The 20659-nt window shown below is 59.4% G+C and carries 24 protein-coding genes; 13 read left to right on the forward strand and 11 right to left on the reverse strand.

The window, feature by feature from the left end; all coding sequences use genetic code 11:
* Positions 1-60: 60 nt before the first annotated feature.
* Positions 61-1482, reverse strand: a complete 1422-nt coding sequence (locus ACA079_RS24055) for an amino acid permease (protein ID WP_497701189.1) — start codon at positions 1480-1482, stop codon at positions 61-63.
* Positions 1483-2412: 930 nt separating this feature from the next.
* Between ACA079_RS24055 and ACA079_RS24060 the strand changes: the two genes are divergently transcribed.
* Together ACA079_RS24060 and ACA079_RS24065 are read left to right on the forward strand one after the other, a co-directional pair.
* On the forward strand, positions 2413-2550 hold the full coding sequence (locus ACA079_RS24060; RefSeq protein WP_497267489.1) for a hypothetical protein: 138 nt from the start codon (positions 2413-2415) through the stop codon (positions 2548-2550).
* 69 nt (positions 2551-2619) lie between these two features.
* Positions 2620-3585, forward strand: coding sequence for a M29 family metallopeptidase (locus ACA079_RS24065; RefSeq protein WP_497701190.1), 966 nt, complete (start codon positions 2620-2622; stop codon positions 3583-3585).
* 200 nt (positions 3586-3785) lie between these two features.
* Here the strand turns inward: ACA079_RS24065 and rluB are convergent, their stop codons facing one another.
* The 6 genes from rluB to ACA079_RS24095 form a co-directional block, all read right to left on the reverse strand.
* Complete coding sequence (gene rluB / locus ACA079_RS24070; RefSeq protein WP_497267493.1) at positions 3786-5078, reverse strand: 23S rRNA pseudouridine(2605) synthase RluB; 1293 nt, start codon at positions 5076-5078, stop codon at positions 3786-3788.
* A gap of 155 nt (positions 5079-5233) precedes the next feature.
* Positions 5234-5425, reverse strand: coding sequence for a DUF1289 domain-containing protein (locus ACA079_RS24075; RefSeq protein WP_497701191.1), 192 nt, complete (start codon positions 5423-5425; stop codon positions 5234-5236).
* 142 nt (positions 5426-5567) lie between these two features.
* Positions 5568-6554 (reverse strand): SMC-Scp complex subunit ScpB, encoded by a 987-nt coding sequence (gene scpB, locus ACA079_RS24080; protein ID WP_497701192.1) that lies wholly within the window; start codon positions 6552-6554, stop codon positions 5568-5570.
* An 11-nt stretch (positions 6555-6565) separates the two neighbouring features.
* Positions 6566-7387, reverse strand: coding sequence for a segregation and condensation protein A (locus ACA079_RS24085; protein ID WP_008156118.1), 822 nt, complete (start codon positions 7385-7387; stop codon positions 6566-6568).
* Positions 7388-8017 (reverse strand): L-threonylcarbamoyladenylate synthase, encoded by a 630-nt coding sequence (locus tag ACA079_RS24090; protein WP_033056081.1) that lies wholly within the window; start codon positions 8015-8017, stop codon positions 7388-7390.
* A gap of 13 nt (positions 8018-8030) precedes the next feature.
* Complete coding sequence (locus ACA079_RS24095; protein WP_046046431.1) at positions 8031-8894, reverse strand: PHP domain-containing protein; 864 nt, start codon at positions 8892-8894, stop codon at positions 8031-8033.
* A gap of 87 nt (positions 8895-8981) precedes the next feature.
* Between ACA079_RS24095 and ACA079_RS24100 the strand changes: the two genes are divergently transcribed.
* The 6 genes from ACA079_RS24100 (at position 8982) to ACA079_RS24125 (ending at position 13151) form a co-directional block, all read left to right on the forward strand.
* Positions 8982-9578: a septation protein A gene (locus ACA079_RS24100; protein ID WP_283190230.1), complete on the forward strand. Its 597-nt coding sequence runs from the start codon at positions 8982-8984 to the stop codon at positions 9576-9578.
* Position 9579: 1 nt separating this feature from the next.
* Positions 9580-9879: a YciI family protein gene (locus ACA079_RS24105; RefSeq protein WP_008156126.1), complete on the forward strand. Its 300-nt coding sequence runs from the start codon at positions 9580-9582 to the stop codon at positions 9877-9879.
* 110 nt (positions 9880-9989) lie between these two features.
* Positions 9990-10403 (forward strand): SH3 domain-containing protein, encoded by a 414-nt coding sequence (locus tag ACA079_RS24110; protein ID WP_497701193.1) that lies wholly within the window; start codon positions 9990-9992, stop codon positions 10401-10403.
* A gap of 7 nt (positions 10404-10410) precedes the next feature.
* Entirely contained in the window at positions 10411-11088 is a 678-nt protein-coding gene (locus ACA079_RS24115) for a response regulator transcription factor (protein ID WP_027922300.1), read from the forward strand.
* Positions 11089-11293: 205 nt separating this feature from the next.
* The gene (locus ACA079_RS24120; protein ID WP_017337134.1) at positions 11294-11743 is read left to right on the forward strand and encodes an LTXXQ domain-containing protein; all 450 of its coding nucleotides are present in this window, start codon (positions 11294-11296) and stop codon (positions 11741-11743) included.
* A 67-nt stretch (positions 11744-11810) separates the two neighbouring features.
* Positions 11811-13151, forward strand: a complete 1341-nt coding sequence (locus ACA079_RS24125) for a sensor histidine kinase (RefSeq protein ID WP_497701194.1) — start codon at positions 11811-11813, stop codon at positions 13149-13151.
* A 108-nt stretch (positions 13152-13259) separates the two neighbouring features.
* Here ACA079_RS24125 and ACA079_RS24130 read toward each other — a convergent pair whose 3' ends face one another.
* Complete coding sequence (locus tag ACA079_RS24130) at positions 13260-13826, reverse strand: NAD(P)H nitroreductase (RefSeq protein WP_497701195.1); 567 nt, start codon at positions 13824-13826, stop codon at positions 13260-13262.
* Between the two features lie 122 nt (positions 13827-13948).
* Between ACA079_RS24130 and ACA079_RS24135 the strand changes: the two genes are divergently transcribed.
* The gene (locus tag ACA079_RS24135; protein WP_497701196.1) at positions 13949-15403 is read left to right on the forward strand and encodes a TrkH family potassium uptake protein; all 1455 of its coding nucleotides are present in this window, start codon (positions 13949-13951) and stop codon (positions 15401-15403) included.
* Here the strand turns inward: ACA079_RS24135 and ACA079_RS24140 are convergent.
* Complete coding sequence (locus ACA079_RS24140) at positions 15360-16421, reverse strand: AraC family transcriptional regulator (RefSeq protein WP_497701197.1); 1062 nt, start codon at positions 16419-16421, stop codon at positions 15360-15362. The two genes, ACA079_RS24135 and ACA079_RS24140, sit on opposite strands and share 44 nt — an antisense overlap.
* Before the next feature lie 160 nt (positions 16422-16581).
* Between ACA079_RS24140 and ACA079_RS24145 the strand changes: the two genes are divergently transcribed.
* Both ACA079_RS24145 and ACA079_RS24150 read left to right on the forward strand, forming a co-directional pair.
* Positions 16582-16893 carry an Mpo1-like protein gene (locus ACA079_RS24145; protein WP_497701198.1) on the forward strand — a complete coding sequence of 104 codons (312 nt, stop codon included), beginning with the start codon at positions 16582-16584 and terminating at the stop codon, positions 16891-16893.
* A gap of 27 nt (positions 16894-16920) precedes the next feature.
* The gene (locus ACA079_RS24150) at positions 16921-17511 is read left to right on the forward strand and encodes an HD domain-containing protein (RefSeq protein WP_497701199.1); all 591 of its coding nucleotides are present in this window, start codon (positions 16921-16923) and stop codon (positions 17509-17511) included.
* Positions 17512-17659: 148 nt separating this feature from the next.
* On the opposite strand, the gene ACA079_RS24155 is transcribed toward ACA079_RS24150, so the two are convergent.
* On the reverse strand, positions 17660-18475 hold the full coding sequence (locus ACA079_RS24155) for a UDP-2,3-diacylglucosamine diphosphatase (RefSeq protein ID WP_150630285.1): 816 nt from the start codon (positions 18473-18475) through the stop codon (positions 17660-17662).
* Between the two features lie 136 nt (positions 18476-18611).
* On the opposite strand from ACA079_RS24155, the gene ACA079_RS24160 reads away from it, so the two are divergent.
* Both ACA079_RS24160 and ACA079_RS24165 read left to right on the forward strand, forming a co-directional pair.
* Positions 18612-19376 (forward strand): helix-turn-helix transcriptional regulator, encoded by a 765-nt coding sequence (locus ACA079_RS24160; protein ID WP_497267522.1) that lies wholly within the window; start codon positions 18612-18614, stop codon positions 19374-19376.
* 87 nt (positions 19377-19463) lie between these two features.
* Positions 19464-20357: a DMT family transporter gene (locus ACA079_RS24165; RefSeq protein WP_497701200.1), complete on the forward strand. Its 894-nt coding sequence runs from the start codon at positions 19464-19466 to the stop codon at positions 20355-20357.
* On the opposite strand, the gene ACA079_RS24170 is transcribed toward ACA079_RS24165, so the two are convergent.
* Complete coding sequence (locus tag ACA079_RS24170; RefSeq protein WP_033055915.1) at positions 20351-20638, reverse strand: Rdx family protein; 288 nt, start codon at positions 20636-20638, stop codon at positions 20351-20353. The genes ACA079_RS24165 and ACA079_RS24170 overlap by 7 nt on opposite strands.
* Between the last annotated feature and the right edge of the window lie 21 nt (positions 20639-20659).

A 20659-nucleotide genomic window follows, 5' to 3' on the forward strand; every position in this document is an offset into this window, starting at 1 on the left:
TATGAAGCCATAAAACAACAAACCCGGCACATGGCCGGGTTTGTTGTTTCTGCGTTTACGTTATTTCGCGACGGAACCCGCAGCCTGCAACGCATGCCGGTCACGGCGCTTGTTCTTGATGCCGTAGCAGATCCACATGAACGCGACCCACACCGGAATCGCATACACCGAGATCTGAATTCCCGGAATCAGCAGCATTACGCCCAGAATGAACACCACGAACGCCAGGCAGACGTAGTTCCCGTACGGGTACCACAGGGCCTTGAACAGCGGCGTCTGCTTGGTCTTGTTCATGTGCTGGCGGAACTTGAAGTGCGAGAAGCTGATCATCGCCCAGTTGATCACCAGGGTGGCAACCACCAGCGACATCAACAGTTCCAGCGCGTTTTGCGGGATCAGGTAGTTCAGCAATACGGCAATCAATGTCACCGCCGCCGAAGCAAGGATCGAACGCACTGGCACGCCGCGCTTGTCGATCTTCGACAAGGCTTTCGGCGCATCACCCTGCTCGGCCATGCCCAGCAGCATGCGGCTGTTGCAGTAGGTGCCGCTGTTGTACACCGACAATGCCGCGGTCAACACCACGAAGTTGAGGATGTGCGCAGCGGTGTCACTGCCAAGCATCGAGAACACTTGAACGAACGGGCTGCCGCTGTAGGAATCACCCGACGCGTTCAGGGTAGCCAACAGGCTGTCCCATGGCGTCAGCGAAAGCAGGATAACCAGCGCACCGATGTAGAAAATCAGGATCCGGTAGATCACCTGGTTGATGGCTTTCGGGATCACGGTTTTCGGTTTGTCGGCTTCCGCTGCGGTGAAACCGAGCATTTCCAGGCCGCCGAAGGAGAACATGATGATCGCCATGGCCATCACCAGGCCGCTGACGCCGTTCGGGAAGAAGCCGCCGTGGGCCCACAGGTTGGTCACCGACGCTTGCGGGCCGCCGTCACCACTGACCAGCAGGTAGCTGCCGAGCGCAATCATGCCGACGATGGCCACCACCTTGATGATCGCGAACCAGAACTCGGCCTCACCAAAGACTTTGACGTTGGCCAGGTTGATCAGGTTGATCAAGACGAAGAAGCCGGCTGCCGAGACCCAGGTCGGGATGTGTGGCGCCCAGTAGTGGATGTATTTGCCGACCGCTGTCAGCTCCGACATGCCCACCAGAATGTACAGAATCCAGCAGTTCCAGCCCGACAGGAAGCCGGCGAACCCGCCCCAGTATTTATGGGCGAAGTGGCTGAAGGAACCGGCGACTGGCTCTTCGACGATCATTTCGCCGAGCTGGCGCATGATCATGAAAGCAATGAAGCCGCAGATGGCGTAGCCGAGGATCATCGACGGGCCGGCGGATTTCAGCACGCCGGCCGAGCCGAGGAACAGCCCGGTACCGATCGCGCCACCGAGGGCGATCAGTTGAATATGGCGATTTTTCAGGCCGCGTTTCAGCTCGCCTGAATGCGAGTTTTGTCCACTCATGAAAAGGGTCTCACGCAAGGTTTGATGATGTTCGTTAGACGTTGCTGCTCGGTTGCGATTTCAAGCAGCGCCGATCAAACCCCAGCGAAGGCAAAAGGAGTTCAGCGTTTTTACAACGGTCATGCGTCACCTGTTTGTTTTTATCTGTGACGAAATCGAACCCGACACGCTTGTGGCGCGGCGGAGTGAACAAGGCGGATAGCCTTGAGGTTTGCGCAGATGCGCAGGAGGTCACAGTTAAAACGCGGCGCATTGTACACCTGTAACCCCCTGCTGCCAGACACCACTGGATCAGCGTGTCATTTGCCGGGATTGCCTGTGTCCGCCTCGAGGGTCTCGGGCGGCTGCAAAAATAGAGTCAGACCTTTGCGGGTCATCGACGGGGACGGCGGAAAAATCGCCCCACGGGGAGAGATGGAGATGAATCACGGCGTACATTGCGCCTCCTTCTTGTTATGCACCTGCACGACAGGCATGGGGCGCATCTCACCCTTCAACCGCGCCTGAAACAAGCGGGCCAGAGCCCTGCGGCGGAGCTAATTGGCTGTTGGGCGGAAGGTTTTCCTTACATCCCTTCCGCAGGCGTCAAACCAAGGGCTTTGAGGCTTGATTTCGTCAGTATTTCTTTACATGCCGTAACGTAAATTTGCCGAATCAGATCTGACTGTAGGCTGACTGCAAATTGACGGTAGGAAGCTTCCTAAGGAAAAGGTCGAGTTAGTTTTTTGTTTTTTATTAACAAATTGCCTAATAAAAAACAGAATAAAAAGTTCAAATAAATCTTATTTGATTATTTTTTTGCAATTTAAAAACCTGTGAACTAGGTTTTCAGCGACTTGCGGAGACGCATCAATCAGCGAGTTGGCGGGTTATTCAATGACTGAAAACGCGCCGTAGCACTTACCGAAAAAGTCATCTAGGAGATTCACAATGCAAGCACTTGAAAAAGACTTGGAAACTGAACTGCAACTGGACGATTGGTTTGAAGCACCGACCCATGAAGCCGCCGTTGAAATGATGCAAGCCGATGCGATTGTCCCGTTCGGCACGGCGATGTGGCCTCTGTAAGACATCCCGGCAGGCACGATCCGGCCGGTCGTGCCTGCCACTTTTTCTCGGTTTGTCAGGGAGGACTACATGGATAAGCAACGTGCCATTTCGCATTTCCTTTACTACCTCGAACATCACCCTGCCCTTGCCGGTATCAACCCGGCGAAGGTCTTGCTCGGCCACACGGCTGATTACCAGGCACTGACGGGCGCTATCGCCGAACAGGCCGGTGCCAGCCCACGGTTCAGTTTCAGCGCAATGCGACTGGATCTGGAACCCACGGAATTGCTGGCCCAGGCGATTGCCGACAGCGATCTGTACATTTTCTTCTACGACTCTTCCACCCTGCCCAACCCACGCCCCGACGGCCCGGAATTTGTCCGCGCGCTGCAAGGCGTCATGGCCGAGAACTGGAAGAAGTCGCTGCTGTTCAAGGATTACGGCGATTACTTCTATGACACGTTCAGTGTCACCCCGCAGCGCATTGCCGGGTTGAACAGCCACTTGATCCAGCGCATGTCCCATGCCACCACGTTAAGTTTCAAAGATGATCACGGCTCGTGGTTCGAAACACCGTTGAGCAGTATCAAGAAGTGGACCGACATCAACGGTGTCGGCAACTTCGATCTGGCGCCCGGTGAAATTGCCACGCACAGCGAGGCCATTAACGGCCGGGTCAAATTCCTGGGGACTTTTCTCAGCACCATTCCCTTTGCCCGCAAATACGGGGTGCTGGAGTCGCCGCTAGAGTTGTGGATCGAGAACTCGACCATCAGCAAAATCGCCACCGAGGTGCCGGGGCTGGAACATGACTTCAACAAGTACCTGGAGGCCAATCCATCCAATCGGCGGATTGAGGAGCTGGGGATTGGCACCAATGAAGGCGTTAAGGCGTTGTATGCGCGCAATGCCGGGTTCGAGGAGCGCCATTGCGGGCTGCATCTGGGATTGGGGGGTGGCGCGAAGGGTAGCCATCATCTGGACCTGATCTTCTCCAGCGGCGTGTTGGCGCTGGATGATGAGCCGGTGTTTGATGGGCGGTTTGTGTTTTAGCCACAAAGCAGGCGGTGCCGCTACTGGCCTCATCGCGAGCAAGCTCGCTCCCACAGTGAATCGCATTTCCATGAGACAACGCGGTCCCCTGTGGGAGCGAGCTTGCTCGCGATGAGGCCCGAACAGTCACCACCTTACTTAAAGCCAGACAAAAAAAACGCCAACCCGAAGGTTGGCGTTTTTTATGAGGCGCTTACCGATTACTCAGGCTTGCGACGACCGAAGCCTGGACGCTGGCCCGAACCGGCTGGCGCACCACGGCGTTTGCCCGATGGAGCGTCCTTGTCGACCAGGACGATGCCTGGACGCTTCTTCGCCGGTGCCTTGGCCGGGCGCTTGGTGTCGGAAGGACGGTCTGCCACTGGCGTACCGCGACTCGAATCACCACGAGCCTCACCACGAGGAGCACCGCGATCGCTACGACCACCGCTCGGCGCACCACGGCCTTCGCCGCGCTCGGTGCGACCGTTGGCCGGACGCGGCGTGCGTGGACCGCGCTCGCCATCAGCGCGTGGCGCTGCTGGTTTGCGGGCTGGACGCTCGCCTTCGATTTGCGGTTCACGGGAGTCACGCGGCGTAGCAGCGGTCTGGTTACCGATGGCTGGACGCAACGAACGCACGCGCTCGGTCTTGCCCATCGGACGCGACGATTTACGCTGCATGCGATCGAGCTTGTCTTTGCTCTTGGCGTTCATCTGCGGCATGGCCACAGGCGTCAGGCCAACTTCAGCACTCAGAATGTCGACTTCGTACTGGCTCATTTCGCGCCAGCGGCCCATCGGCAGGTCGGAGTTGAGGAACACCGGACCGAAACGCACGCGCTTCAGACGGCTGACCACCAGGCCCTGGGATTCCCACAGACGACGGACTTCGCGGTTGCGACCTTCCATCACCACGCAGTGGTACCAGTGGTTAAAACCTTCGCCGCCTGGCGCCTGCTTGATGTCGGTGAACTTGGCCGGGCCGTCTTCGAGGACGACGCCTGCTTTCAGACGCTCGATCATCTCGTCATCGACTTCACCACGCACACGTACCGCGTATTCACGGTCCATTTCGTAGGAAGGGTGCATCAGGCGGTTGGCCAGCTCACCGTCGGTGGTGAACATCAGCAGGCCGGTGGTGTTGATGTCCAGACGACCGATGTTGATCCAGCGACCTTCTTTCGGGCGCGGCATCTTGTCGAAAACGGTCGGACGACCTTCCGGATCAAGGCGGGTGCAGATTTCGCCGTCCGGCTTGTTGTACATGATCACGCGGCGTACCGACTCGGCGGCTTCTTCGCGCTTGATCACCTTGCCATCAATGGTGATGGCGTCGTGCATGTCGACGCGCTGCCCGAGGGTGGCGTCTTTGCCATTGACCTTGATGCGGCCGTGACTGATCCAGGCTTCTACGTCACGGCGCGAGCCGACGCCGATACGGGCGAGGACTTTCTGCAGTTTCTCGCCTGCTGGGCCGATTTCCTGGTCGTCTTTCTGGTCTTTGATACTCATCTGGGCACCTCCCGGTGTGGTCTGTTCAGGCAGCTCTGAAGTGAGGGTCCTGAAGAGTTGAAAGCTGGTACTTGGGCGAAGGGATCGCCGAAGGGTCGCGAATCATACGCTCATGGGAGCGTTCGCGCATCAGAGACTAGCTGATCAATGGCGACTTACTTGTTTTTCCGCCGACCGGTGGCGCCGAGCTTGATCAACCTGAGCGACGCTTCGGCGAGAACCGTGCGTTTGTCGTCCTTGTCGAATTTCTTCCACGCCTTGATCTCGCGCTTGCTGCGGCCGCAGCCCAGGCAGATGTCGTCGGTGAATTTGCAGACGCTGATGCAGGGGTCTTTGGTAGAACTCATTACCAACTCCGAAACACATAACCCTGTGGGAGCGAGCTTGCTCGCGATGAGGGAGTGTCAATCGACATCATTCTTGCCTGACCCACCGCTATCGCGAGCAAGCTCGCTCCCACAGGGGATATTCATTGCCTACAGAATGAGATCAGTCTTCGAATTCGCGGCGTTCTGCCTCGATCGCTTCGGCGAGGGCTCGGGCTTCGGCTTCTTCGTCGGTCAATTCGGGCTCGGGTTTCGGTTGTTCGAGAGCGGCGACAGCGGCCAGGAGTTTTTCACGAGCTTCGGCGACACCAAGGACGTCATCTTCCAGCTCTGGTTCCGGCTCTTCTTCGACTGTGGCTTCGGGCTCGACCTGAAGTTCAACTTCGATCTCAGGCTCAGGCTGATCCAACACCTCTTCGGAATCCGTCACCGCGCTATCGCGCAGAATGTCGTCGAAGTCGGTCTTGAGCCCCTCCTCCATGGTGTCCAGTTCCAGCAACAACGTGTGGAAACTGGTTTCTTCCTTTGGCTCTTCCGGCTCGGCGCTGGCGTCTGCCAACTCCTGCAGTCCGGCAGGCACCGGCGCGTCGTCGAAATCGAGCACCGGGTCGGGCTCAAGCTCGCGCAATTCAGCCAGCGGTGGCAAATCGTCGAGGTTTTTCAGGTTGAAGTGATCGAGAAACGCCTTGGTGGTCGCAAACATCGCTGGCTTACCCGGCACGTCGCGGTAGCCGACGATGCGGATCCACTCGCGCTCCAGCAAGGTTTTGACGATGTGACTGTTGACCGCCACGCCCCGCACGTCTTCGATCTCGCCCCGGGTGATTGGTTGGCGATAGGCGATCAGCGCAATGGTTTCGAGCATGGCGCGGGAATAGCGCTGCGGCCGCTCTTCCCACAAACGTCCTACCCACGGCGAGAACTTTTCGCGGATCTGCAAGCGATACCCGGAGGCGACTTCCTTCAGCTCGAAGGCGCGGCCGTCGCAGGATTTGGCGAGAATCGTCAGGGCTTTCTTGAAGACTGGCGGCTCCGGCCGCTCGCCCTCTTCGAAGAGTTCGAACAGCCGTTCAAGCGATTGCGGTTTTCCCGAGGCCAACAGAAAGGCTTCAAGCAATGGCGCCAGCTCGCGGGGTTCAGTCAGGTTCATGATTCAACTCGTTATTCGGCTCGGGCCCGCACGTGGATCGCTGCGAACGGCTCATTCTGCACCAGCTCGACCAAGGATTCCTTGACCAGTTCGAGAATCGCCATAAAGGTTACCACCACCCCCAGACGTCCTTCTTCAGCGGTGAACAGCTCGGCAAAGGGCACGAAACCGCCGCCCTTGAGGCGCTCCAGCACATCGCTCATGCGTTCGCGCGTGGACAGTGCCTCGCGGCTGACCTGGTGACTTTCGAACATGTCGCCACGGCGCAACACTTCTGCCATGGACAACAGCAGCTCTGAAAGACGCACGTCTGGCAACAGCTTGCGCGCCCGGGCTTCCGGGGCGTCGAGCTTGGGGACTACCACGTCACGCCCCACACGGCTCAGGCCGTCGATGCCTTCGGCTGCGGCCTTGAAGCGTTCGTACTCTTGCAAGCGACGGATCAGTTCAGCGCGAGGGTCGTCTTCTTCGGCCTCGATCGTTTCGGCACGAGGCAAAAGCATCCGCGATTTGATCTCGGCCAGCATCGCGGCCATGACCAGGTACTCGGCGGCCAGTTCGAGACGCACCGACTGCATCAACTCGACATAGCCCATGTACTGCCGGGTGATTTCCGCCACAGGAATGTCGAGGATGTTGATGTTCTGTTTGCGGATCAGGTACAGCAGCAGGTCGAGGGGGCCTTCGAAGGCTTCGAGAAAGACCTCAAGCGCATCCGGCGGAATGTACAGGTCCAGCGGCATTTCCATGACCGCCTGGCCATAGACCATCGCGAAGGGCAGCTCTTGCTGGGCTCCGGCCTGACTGTCGACAACGGGTTCTACTGCAGACATCTACGCCTCGGCCATGAACGGCGTCGGGTCGCCGCAACCAACGCGGATCACTTCCGGCTCGCCATCGGCGAGGTTGATCACGGTGGACGCCTTGATCCCGCCGAAACCGCCGTCGATGATCAGGTCGACCTGATGCTCGAGCAACTGACGCATTTCGTAAGGATCGGTCATCGGGTCGGTGTCGCCCGGCATGATCAGGGTCACGCTCATCAGCGGTTCGCCGAGTTCTTCCAGCAGTGCCAGGGCAATCGGATGGCTCGGCACGCGCAGGCCGATGGTGCGTTTTTTCGGGTGCAACAACAGCCGCGGGACTTCGCGGGTGGCGTTGAGAATGAAGGTGTAAGGTCCCGGCAGGTGAGCTTTAAGCAGGCGGAAGGTGCCGGTATCGATCTTGGCAAACAGCCCCAGTTGCGACAGGTCGCTGCAAATCAGCGCGAAGTTGTGCTTTTCGTCCAGCTGTCTCAACCGGCGCACGCGCTCCACGGCATTCTTGTCGCCGATCTGGCAACCAATGGCGTAGGACGAGTCTGTGGGATAAATAACCACCCCGCCGCTGCGGATGATCTCGACAGCCTGTTTGATCAGGCGCGCTTGCGGGTTTTCCGGATGAATCTGGAAAAATTGACTCACATTCTCTACCTGTTCAGACGGCGGCAATAATTGGGTCATGTTTGAATCGACACCACAGTGGTGGCAGATCCTCCGGGAGCGGGCGGTACTCACCGATCTCGGACCAGCCTCCAGGGCCATGAAAATCACTGCCGGCGCTGACCAGCAGACCGAATTCACGGGCGAGAATCGCCAGGCTGCCCACTTGCTCGGCGGGCTGATGGCCATTGACCACTTCGATAGCGTGGCCCCCTGCTTGAATATAGTCGGCAATCAGCCGGCGACGTTTGCTGCGAGTGAAATCGTAGTGCCACGGATGCGCCAGGCTGACCCAGGCCTTGGCTGCGCGCAGGGTTTCGACCGTGTCTTCCAGGGTCGGCCAGTGTTGCTTGACGTCCCCCAGCTTGCCGGCGCCCAGCCATTTGCGGAACGCTTCGGCGCGATCCTTGACGAAACCTTCACGCACCATCCAGTCGGCGAAATGCGGGCGGGCCGGCGCGTTGCCGCTGTCGCCCAGCTCTTGCTGGATGGCCCGGGCACCTTCCAGCGCACCCGGCATGCCTTTCAATGCCAGTTTTCGGCTTATTTCTTCGGACCGTAACCAGCGGCCATCGTGCAATTTTGCGATGGCTTCGACCAACGGTGCGGCATTGACGTCGAAACCATAGCCCAGCACGTGAATGGTCGCGCCGCCCCAGGTGCAGGACAATTCGACGCCGTTGACCAGTTGCATCCCCAGCGCAGTTGCCGTGCTGCGGGCCTCGTCGAGGCCCTCGAGGGTGTCATGATCGGTCAAGGCCAGGACTCGCACGCCTTTCTCGAACGCACGCGCAACCAGTACTGCTGGCGCGAGAGCGCCATCGGAGGCCGTGCTATGGCAGTGCAAATCAACGTTCACGGGGATGTGTTACCTCAAATCAGCTGGCGCTATCGCGCGCCCATATGTTTGTTATTATGCCGCCACATCCTGCTTCTGGCTGCCACTGTGAAACAATTCATCGATTTCATCCCGCTTCTGCTGTTCTTCATCGTCTTCAAACTCGATCCCCGGGTCGTCGACATTGCCGGCCACGAGGTAACTGTAGGCGGTATTTACAGCGCCACCGCCATGCTGATCATCAGCTCCCTGGTGGTTTACGGCACGCTGTTCATCAAGCAGCGCAAGCTCGAGAAGAGCCAGTGGCTGACCCTCATCGCCTGCCTGGTCTTCGGCAGCCTGACCCTGGCGTTCCACAGCGAAACCTTCCTGAAATGGAAAGCCCCCGTGGTGAACTGGCTGTTCGCCCTGGCGTTCATTGGCAGCCACTTCGTCGGTGAACAACTGCTGATCAAACGCATCATGGGCCACGCGCTGACCCTGCCGGAACCGGTCTGGACCCGTCTGAACATCGCCTGGATCGGGTTTTTCCTGTTTTGCGGTGCCGCCAACCTGTTCGTCGCGTTCACGTTCCAGGAATACTGGGTCGACTTCAAAGTCTTCGGCAGCCTGGGCATGACGCTGTTGTTCCTGGTTGCCCAGGGCATTTACCTGTCCCGCCACCTGCACGACGCCGATACCACAACGCCAAAAACCGAGGACTGACATGCTTTACGCAATCATTGCCACAGACGTCGCCAACTCCCTGGAAGCCCGCCTGGCCGCACGGCCTGCACACCTTGAGCGCCTGCAAGTGCTCAAAGGTGAAGGTCGCATCGTTTTGGCCGGCCCACACCCGGCGGTCGACAGCAACGATCCGGGCGCTGCGGGTTTCACCGGCAGCCTGATCGTCGCCGAATTCGATTCCCTGAGCGCCGCCCAGGCCTGGGCTGACGCTGATCCGTATATCGCCGCAGGCGTCTACGCCAACGTTTCAGTCAAGCCGTTCAAGCAAGTCCTGCCGTAATATCCCTCCAGCGCGATGAACCTTATCGGTTCATCGTGCTCTCAACGCTCATTATTCTCGTTTACCGGCCGACAACCTGCCCAATACTCGTATTGGAATCAGGAGTGGCGATGCGCAAAGGTCCGTTGTGTCTGATGTTGGTGACGTTGTCGATTGTGGCCCCTGCCCACGGTGAAGAAAGCGCCGACGGCGGTAATTCCACACCGCTGTCCCTGAGCGCCGGCAGCCAGATCACCGAGTTGCAACAGCGCTTGAAGGTAAGCGAACAGCAACGAGAAGTACTGAGCAAACAACTGCAAAATACCGATGCCGAACGCGAAAGCGCCCAGCTGAGCCGGTTGCGCCAAGAGAATCAGCGCCTCAAGCTGCAACTCAAGGAAGCCCAGGCCAGCAGCCCGCTGCCGCGTCTATTGACCGATCAGCAACAGTGGTTCGTCATCGGCGCCGCAGTAGCGCTATTGGCGCTGCTCTGCGGTATCTTCGCCAGTGGTGCCACCAGAAAACGTAGGCAATGGCTAAATTGAGTGAGTCATGAGCGAGCTGTTATTAATTGATGATGACCAGGAGCTGTGTGAGCTCCTGAGCAGTTGGTTGAGCCAGGAAGGCTTCCAGGTCCGCGCCTGCCACGATGGTCAGAGCGCCCGTCGCGCACTGGCCGAAACGTCGCCGGCAGCCGTGGTACTGGATGTGATGCTGCCGGACGGTAGCGGCCTGGAACTGCTCAAGCAATTGCGCAGCGATCACCCGGACTTGCCGGTGCTGATGCTTTCGGCCCGCGGCGAGCCGCTGGACCGCATCCTCGGCCTGGAACTCGGCGCCGACGATTACCTGGCCAAACCGTGTGACCCACGGGAACTGACAGCCCGGCTGCGCGCCGTGTTGCGCCGCAGTCATCCGGCTGCAGTCTCCAGTCAGCTCGAACTGGGCGACCTGTGTTTCAGCCCGGTGCGCGGCGTGGTCAGCATCGATGAACAGGAATTCACCCTCACCGTCTCCGAAAGCCGTTTGCTCGAAGCCTTGCTCAAGCAACCCGGCGAGCCCCTGGACAAACAGGAACTGGCGCAAATCGCCCTCGGCCGCAAACTGACGCTGTACGACCGCAGCCTGGACATGCACGTCAGCAACCTGCGCAAAAAAATCGGCCCGCACCCCGACGGCCGCCCACGCATCGTGGCCCTGCGTAGCCGCGGCTATTACTACAGCCTCTGAACCCTAACGCGAACCTTCGTAGCAGGCTCGGCAGCTGCTACATAGGTCAGTTCCTTCAGAGAGAAGCAGGCAAAGTGTTGGATTTGTCAGGTCAATCTGAAATCGTCTTTACCCAAGCTTTACGCTCCGCTGACCGCCGCTGACCTTGATCTCCGTAATCTGTACTCATCCGGAACGTACCGGGAACGAGACAAGGAGATTCACCATGCGCAAGACTCTTATCGCTCTGATGTTCGCTGCCGCCCTGCCAACCGTTGCCATGGCCATGCCTGAAGGTGCCGGCCCGATGGGTGGCCCGATGGACGGCTCACGCCATGGCGGTCAGATGCACGGCATGCACGGCAAAGGCCCGTACAGCCAGCTGGACCTGAGCCGCGAACAGCGCGAGCAGATCCGCAAAATCATGGGCGAGCAGATGCATGAACGTAAGCAAGTGGTCGACAAGTACCTGGAAAAACTCTCGCCAGCCGACCAGAAAGCCATGAAAGATGAAATGGCAGCCAACCACAAGAAAGCAGAAGCTGACGTGCGTGCCCTGCTGAAACCGGATCAACAGAAGCAATTCGACGAGATCCAGAAAAAACAGGCTGAGCGTCGCGCCGAATGGGCCGAGTTCAAGGCCTGGAAAGCGCAACAGCCGCAAAAGGCGCAATAATGTTCTAGCGTCATATCACAGCCCAACGGTTAATCGCCGTTGGGCTTTCTTTGCTTGAGGATTTTCTGTGCGCTCATTGTTCTGGCGTATTCTGGCCAGCTTCTGGCTGGCCATCGCTCTGGTTGCAGGGCTCTCCATTCTGCTGGGGCACATGCTCAACCAGGACGCGTGGATTCTCAGTCGCCATCCCGGCCTCAATACCTTGGCCGAACAGTGGACGCAAACCTACGAGTCACAGGGTGAAGACGCGGCCCAGGACATTCTGGAACAGCGCAAACGCCAGTATCACATTGACGTTCAAGTGCTCAACGAGAGCGGCGATCCGGTGGTGCGCGGCACCTTCCCGCGCCGTGCGGCGGCCTTCGAAGCGCGACAGAACAACGATGATCGACGCCTGCCGTGGCGTCGTCTGACCGCGGAATACACCAGCGAAAAAACCGGCGACACCTACCTGCTGATCTATCGAATTCCGCACCCGGAACTGGACTCATGGCACCGCGAAAGCCTGCTCTGGCCATTGAGTGCGCTGGGTATCGCGCTGGTGGTGCTGACCTTGTTCAGCCTGTTCGTGACGATGTCCATTACTCGCCCACTCAACCGCTTGCGCGGCGCGGTGCATGATCTGGGGCAAACCACCTACCAACAAAACAGCCTGGTAAAACTGGCCAACCGCCGCGATGAGTTCGGCGTGCTGGCCAACGACTTCAACCGCATGGGCGCGCGTCTGCAAAGTTTGATCGGCAGTCAGCGACAGTTGCTGCGAGATGTGTCCCATGAACTGCGTTCACCGCTTGCCCGGCTGCGCATTGCCCTGGCACTGGCCGAGCGGGCCAACCCTGAAGAACGGGAAAAACTCTGGCCGCGCCTCACTCGGGAGTGCGACCGGCTGGAAGCACTGATCAGCGAAATTCTGGTTCTGGCGCGGGTCGATGCCGACAACGCCAGCGCCGAAGAGGTTGATCTCAATGCGCTGCTCAACACGCTGCAAAAGGACGCTCAATTGGGTTCGCCAGAGCAGAACGTGCACCTTGAGGCCGAGCCGCAGCTGAACCTAAAAGGCTGGCCGACGATGATCGAGCGCGCCGTCGACAACCTGCTGCGCAATGCTCAGCGGTTCAATCCGGTGGGGCAAGCGATTGAAATGCAGGCGGTGCGTCAGGGTGAGCGGATTGTGGTCAGTGTGCGTGACCATGGGCCGGGCGTAGAGGCTGCGCATTTGAGCCAGTTGGGCGAACCGTTCTATCGGGCGCCGGGGCAGACGGCGGCTGGACATGGTTTGGGATTGGCGATTGCGCGCCGTGCGGCGGAACGGCATGGCGGGAGTCTGGTGCTGGCGAATCATCCGCAAGGGGGGTTCATCGCCAGCCTTGAATTGCCGTTGGTGCCGGGGGCCGTGGTCCAGCCCTGAACCCTGTGGGAGCGAGCTTGCTCGCGATGGCGGTATTACATTCAACATCAATATTGACTGTCCTACCGCTATCGCGAGCAAGCTCGCTCCCACATTTGATCGGTGTGGTCAGGACTTGCCTGACCAAGCGCTGACGAATTCAGCCAGATCAACCTTCTCCGCCACGCGCGGCTCTTTCTGCGGCGTACCCAGATAAAGAAACGCGATCACCTCTTCCCCTTCAGCCAACCCCAACCCTTTGGCCACATGCGCCGAATACGCCAGTTCACCCGTGCGCCACACCGCGCCAATCCCTTGCGCATAAGCCGCCAGCAAAATCCCGTGAGCCGCGCAGCCCGCCGCCAGCAGTTGTTCGGACTTCGGGTATTTAACGTGATCCTGCAACCGCGCGATCACCACAACCACCAGCGGCGCGCGCAATGGACCGTTACGCGCCTTGTCCAGCACCGCCTCGGACACCTCACTGTCCTGCAGCTTCGCCGCTTCGGCCAGCAACTCGCCCATTTGCTCGCGCGCCGCGCCTTCGACTGTCAGGAAGCGCCAAGGCTGCAAGTGACCATGGTCTGGCGCTCGCATCGCAGCACCAAACAGCACTTCGCGTTGTTCTGCGGTCGGTGCCGGTTCGAGCAGTCGTGGAACGGAAACACGGTTGAGCAAAGCGTCGAGAGCCTGCATCGGCCACCTCCTGAAAAAAATGTTTGGCTATTCTAGCTGCAACTGCGCAGGCGGCGCCGGTTTACATGCCCTGCCCCACAGGTAGAATGGCGCCCTTCCCTATTTCAGCCCGAGCGGACTTCATGGCGTTGCCGACCTTACGGACTATTGGTTTCATCATCGGCATCTTCCTGATCACGCTGGCCATCGCCATGGTCGTGCCCATGGCCACGCTGGTGATTTTCGACCGCACCGGCGACCTGCCGTCGTTCCTCTGGGCGAGCATGATTACCTTTGTCGCCGGCCTCGCGCTGGTCATCCCCGGTCGCCCGGAACATGTACACCTGCGTCCGCGAGACATGTACCTGCTGACCGTCAGCAGCTGGCTGGTGGTGTGCATCTTCGCCGCGCTGCCGTTCCTGCTGACCCAGCACATCAGCTACACCGACTCGTTCTTCGAAAGCATGTCTGGCATCACCGCCACCGGTGCGACGGTGCTCACGGGCCTGGACAACATGTCTCCCGGCATCCTGATGTGGCGCTCGTTGCTGCACTGGATCGGCGGCATCGGATTTATCGGCATGGCGGTAGCGATTCTGCCACTGCTGCGCATCGGTGGCATGCGGCTGTTTCAGACCGAGTCGTCGGACCGTTCCGAAAAAGTCATGCCCCGTTCACACATGGTGGCGCGTTTGATCGTTGCGGCCTACGTCGGCATCACCATTTTCGGCAGCCTGGCGTTCTGGTGGGCCGGGATGAGTCCGTTCGATGCAATCAACCACGCGATGTCAGCGATTTCCACCGGCGGTTTCTCAACGTCCGACCAGTCTCTGGCCAAGTGGCCGGAGCCTGCAGTGCATTGGGTCGCGGTCGTCATCATGATTCTTGGTGCCCTGCCGTTCACCCTGTATGTAGCGACCTTGCGCGGTAACCGCAAAGCACTGATCAAGGATGAACAGGTTCAGGGGCTACTCGGCATGTTGCTGGTGACCTGGCTGGTGCTCGGCACCTGGTATTGGTGGACCACCCAGCTGCATTGGCTGGAAGCCCTGCGACATGTGGCGCTGAACGTGACCTCGGTGGTCACGACTACAGGCTTCGCGCTGGGGGACTACAGCCTCTGGGGTAATTTCTCGCTGATGCTGTTCTTCTATCTGGGTTTTATTGGCGGTTGCTCGGGCTCGACCGCTGGCGGGATCAAGATTTTCCGCTTCCAGGTCGCGTACATCCTGCTCAAGGCCAACCTTAACCAGTTGATTCATCCGCGCGCAGTGATCAAGCAGAAGTACAACGGTCACCGCCTCGACGAAGAGATCGTGCGTTCGATTCTGACCTTTTCGTTCTTCTTCGCCATCACCATCTGCGTGATCGCGCTGCTGTTGTCGCTACTCGGCGTGGACTGGATGACCGCCCTCACCGGCGCAGCCGCCACGGTGTCCGGCGTCGGTCCGGGACTGGGCGAGACGATTGGCCCGGCGGGCAACTTTGCCACCCTGCCGGACGCTGCCAAGTGGATTCTCTCGTTCGGCATGCTACTGGGCCGACTCGAGATTATTACGGTGTTTGTTCTGTGTATTCCGGCGTTCTGGCGTCACTGACAGGAGCAGGCGTGCCCATCAGCCGCGCCCGGTACTCGCCGGGGGTGGCGTCGAACCAGCGGCGGAAAGCGCGGAAGAAGTTGCTCGGATCGGCGAACCCCAGCAGGTAGGCAATTTCCAGCAGGGTCATGGTCGGCTGCGCCAGGTATTGCTCGGCCAGTTCACGCCGGGTGTCGTCCAGCAACGTCTGAAAACTCGTGCCCTCTTCCTGCAAGCGTCGCTGCAAGGTGCGTTGCGACAGGTGCAACGTCTGCGCCACGGTATCGCGTTTGGGTTCACCCTGGGGCAGCAAACGGCACAGCACCTGTCGCGCCTTGTGGGTCACGCGACTCTCGGAAAACCGCGCCAGGTACTCACCGGCAAACCGGTCATGCAATAGCGCCATCGCCTCATTGGCAGTAGGCAGCGGTGCCTCCATGTCAGCGCGTTCGAAGATCAAGGCGTCATAAGGTGCGTTGAACACCAAAGGCGCATGGAAGGCTTGTTTATAGGGTTCGAGATCGACGGGCTGATCGCCCTGCACCAGCACCTTGCGCGGCTGCAGGGTGCGTCCGGTCAACCAGCCGCACAGTGCCAGGGCACAGGCCAGTGACGCTTCGGCACTCTGCCGGGTCGGTGGCAGATGGTCGCCGTGGACCGTCAGAATCAGCGCGTAGCCTTCTTCCAACAATCGGAAACTCAGGTCGGCACTTTCCGCAATGATCCGCTGATAGCGCACCAGCCGTTGAAAGCCTTCAGCCAGGGTCTGGCTGGACATCAACGCGTAGCCCGCCACATGGAAGGAGGCCGGTCGCACCACCTTGCCCATGTTCAGGCCAATCGCCGGGTTGCCGGACAGCTCAACCGCGCGCTGCCACAGGCGTGTCATGGAATCTTGCGGGAAGCGCGCGTCCGGATCATCCAGTGCCGCGTAGTCGAGCCCCAGCTGCTTGAACAGAACCCGGCAATCCAGGCCGTCCATCTCCAGTGCTTTGACAATCCCCATCGCCCAGCTTGCAGAAGTCGTTCGTTCGCTCATGTCGTCCACTTACATGATGAGCCGCATGCTACGGCCAATTTCCGAAGGATACTAAAGTGGCGCCCATTGTCACTGGCTGATGCCAATGATCACTCTAGACTCAAATAAGCTACCCGCAGAACAACTTGCAGTCAGAACAATAACCACAGAGAACGCAGTCGTGGAAAACATCAAACGTTTCAACAGCTTCGCTGAGTTCTACCCGTATTACCTCAGCGAACACAGCAACAGCACCTGCCGACGATTGCACTTTATCGGCACGACGCTGGTTATTTTCATCCTGGCCCTGACCATCGGCATAGGCGCCTGGCTGCTGTTGTGGGCTCTACCGCTGGCGGGTTACAGCTTCGCCTGGGCCGGGCATTTCTTCTTCGAGAAGAACCGTCCCGCGACCTTTCAACATCCGTTTTACAGCCTGCTCGGCGATTTCGTCATGTACCGAGACATGATTTTGGGTCGCGTGCCGTTCTAGGCGCAATGAACCACAGGAGGACAGCCGATGAATGCCAACGCCCGTTTCACCCACATGCAGGACGGCACGCAGGAAGACTGGGCGATCATCGCCGCAGACTTCAGTGCCTATGCGAGGCAATTGCCGACTCGGATTGTGGCGCACCTGAAATTACTGGAGGGTGATTTTGGCGGCTTCCCGGTGGATCGTCTGACCCATTCCCTGCAAACCGCCAGCCGTGCCTGGCGCGATGGCCGCGATGAAGAATACGTAGTCTGCGCGCTGCTTCACGACATTGGCGACACCTTGGGTTCCTACAACCACCCGGACATCGCTGCGGCAATCCTCAAGCCGTTCGTCAGCGCCGAGAATCTGTGGATGGTCGAGAAGCACGGGATTTTCCAGGGGTATTACTTCTTCCATCATCTAGGGATGGACCGGCATTTGCGCGAGCAATTCAGCGGGCATCCGCAGTATCAGGCGACCATCGAGTTTTGCGCCAAATATGACGCAGCGGCGTTTGATCCGGCGTATGACACCCTGCCGCTGAGCTTCTTTGAACCGATGATGGAGCGGTTGTTTGCGCAGCCGAAGAACTCGATCTACAAGGCAGCGATGGAAGAATATTCGCCAGCCTGAAGATCCGAGGGGGACCGCTGCGCGGTCCATCGCGAGCAAGCTCGCTCCCACATTTGACCGCATCCTAAGGGTAGACCCGGTTCAATGTGGGAGCGAGCTTGCTCCGGGCGGCGTTCCGACGATGGGGCCAGACCAGACACCCTGATTTTTAGGCGGGCTCTGCAATTTTGACGGCTTTCAACTCGGCCTCCCGCGCTTGGGCATCCGCCAATCGATACAACTCGATCGATCCGTCCCAATGCTCGATCAGCGCAGTGCACGACTCCACCCAATCCCCGCAATTGAGGTAATCCACCCCGCCGACCTTGCGAATCTCGGCATGGTGAATGTGCCCGCACACGACACCGTGCAACTCGCGCTTGACGCACTCGTGAGCGATGGCTTCTTCGAAATCGCTGATGAAGCTGACCGCGGTTTTGACCTTGTGCTTGAGGTACGCCGACAGCGACCAGTAACCGTAGCCATAGCGTGCGCGCCAATGGTTGAGCCAGCGGTTGAGGGTCAGGGTGAATTCGTAGGCCGAGTCGCCGAGAAAGGCCAGCCAGCGGTGATACCGGGTGATCACGTCAAACTGGTCGCCATGAATGACCAGCAGATGGCGGCCATCGGCGGTCACATGCACCGCCTCGTCCACTAACTGGATATTGCCCAGAATCAGCTTCGAATAGCGGCGCAGGAATTCGTCGTGATTGCCGGTGACGTAGATCACCTCGGTGCCGCGCTTGCTCATGGTCAGCAGCCGGCGGATCACATTCGTGTGCGCCTGCGGCCAGTACATGCCGCCGCGCAGCTTCCAGCCATCGATGATGTCACCGACCAGGTAGATCTTGTCCGCGTGGTAGCCCTTGAGAAACTGCGACAGGTGTTCGGCCTGGCAATCCCGGGTGCCCAGATGCACGTCGGAAATCCACAAAGTCCGCACACGTTGTTTACGACTGGGTTTGGCGAGCTCGGCGCTGGTCATGGGCAACCCTCTGCAGAAGTTTTTGCAACTTTGCGCCGGTCGGGTTAATTGCCCATGACAGTGGCGAGTCAGTCCTGTGACAGCGCCCCACGATTGCCCTCGGTGTAGACTGGCAGCCTTGCCCGGGAGTCCTGCGATGAGACCGATCCTCACGCTACGCCAATACACTCATGACCTGATCGTCCATAGCCACGACCACGCGCAGCTGGTGTTCGGGCTGTCGGGTGCGCTGGATTTCGAGGTCGACGGGCGTGGCAGCCAGGTGGTCCAGCAGAGTTTCGTGGTAGTGCCGTCCGGTTTCCATCACGCCTGCGGTAGCGCCAATGGCAGCCGTTGCCTGGTACTGGATGTGCCCAGCGACCAATGGGTTTCTCAATCCCTGGGTGATCACGCCGAAGCCAGCCGTCGTTTACTCGACAACGCCGGTCGCCTGTCGCTGGATGCCGGTCAAAGCCAATTGGTCAGTTGGTTGGCGGGCAGTCAGGTCAGCGATCCACTGATCGCGCAACAAGGCGCGGTGTTGTTGCTGGCCAGCCTCAACAACGCCAAACCCGAGATCGTCGGCGGTCGGCGCCTGCCTTATGCGGCGCTGAATGCGCACATCGATCAGTACGCCGCCTATCCACTTCAAGTCGCCGATCTGGCGCGCGTCGCCGGTCTGTCCAGCGCTCGGCTGCATGCACGGTTCGTTGCTGAATGCGGGCAGACGCCGATGGATTACATCCGCAGTCGACGTTTGCACATGGCCGTGGGCTTGTTGCGGGATTCGGCGCTGCCGATCGGCGAGATTGCCAGTCGGGTCGGTTACAGTTCGCAGAGCGCCTTCGCGGCGGCGGTGTTGCGGGAGTTCGGTGCCTCACCCGGCAAATTGCGGCGCGAGGTTGGCGACAAAAGGCAATAGTTTGCCGACAGACACAACAGGGGTTATCACGGTTCAATGCAGGAGCTGCCGAAGGCTGCTCCTACTCGCTTGTTGTTAAGGATTGCAATGACTCCCCGTACCGCCCTTGGCGCCCTGCATATTGGCGCACTGATGTTCGGCCTGACCGGTGTGTTCGGCAAACTGGCTGCCGCCTCCCCCGCCGTCATCGTCTTCGGGCGTGCCGCGTTCGCCGTGCTGGCGTTAGCCGTTTTTGCCAGGTTCGCCAGCAATACTCGCTGGCAGAAACTGGAGGCAGTGGACTGGCGCCGACTGTTGCTCAGCGGCTTACTGCTGGCCGGACACTGGGTGAGTTTCTTCATCGCGGTCAAGGTCGCGGGCGTCGCGATCGCGACCCTGGGTTTCGCCAGCTTCCCGGCGTTTACCGTGATCCTTGAAGGGTTGATTTTCCGCGAGCGAATTCGCGCCAACGAAATCCTGCTGGTGGTGCTGGTCAGTGTCGGGCTGGTGCTGGTCACCCCTGATTTCGATCTGGCCAGCGGCGCCACAATTGGTCTGCTGTGGGCGGTGGGTTCAGGTTTGCTGTTCTCTCTGCTATCGCTGACCAACCGCGCCAGCTCCGGGCGAATCCCGGCGGTGCAGGCTGCGCTGTGTCAGAACGTGGTGGTCGCGTTGTGCCTGTTGCCGGTGGCGGCACCGCAGTTGAGCGAAGTGCGCGCCATCGACTGGTTGTGGATCGGTCTGCTCGGGGTGTTCTGCACCGGCGTCGCTCACAGTCTTTTTGTCGCCAGCCTGGCAGTGATCAAGGCGCGGACCGCAGCCGTGGTTTTCGCCATGGAGCCGGTTTACGGCATCACCGTGGCCTGGCTGCTGTTTGATGAAAACCCGACACTGCGCATGCTCCTCGGTGGCGCGTTGATCATCGTGGCGATCGTGGTCTCCAGTCGACTCTCGGGTGGTTCAAGCAAGAAGACCGTTGCGGCAGAAGCCGCCTCTCACTGAGTGCGGTCGTTGTGCCCGAGGTCGCGGTCCGGATCAATTTGATCGCGGACCCGCTGCTTCAGCACTTTGGCCTCCGGGAAACCACCATCAGCCTTGCGCTCCCAGATCTGTACATCGTCACAGAAAATGTGAAACACCCCACCAGTTCCAGGCACCAGCGACACTTTGCCCAGATCGTCACCGAAGGTACTGAGCAGTTCCTGGGCCAGCCAGGCAGCACGCAACAGCCACTGGCATTGCGTGCAATACGTGATGATGATTTCCGGTTTGCGTGCAGTCATGATCGGCGAAACTCCTGAGCC

The organism is Pseudomonas sp. LBUM1645 (genome assembly GCF_059716185.1).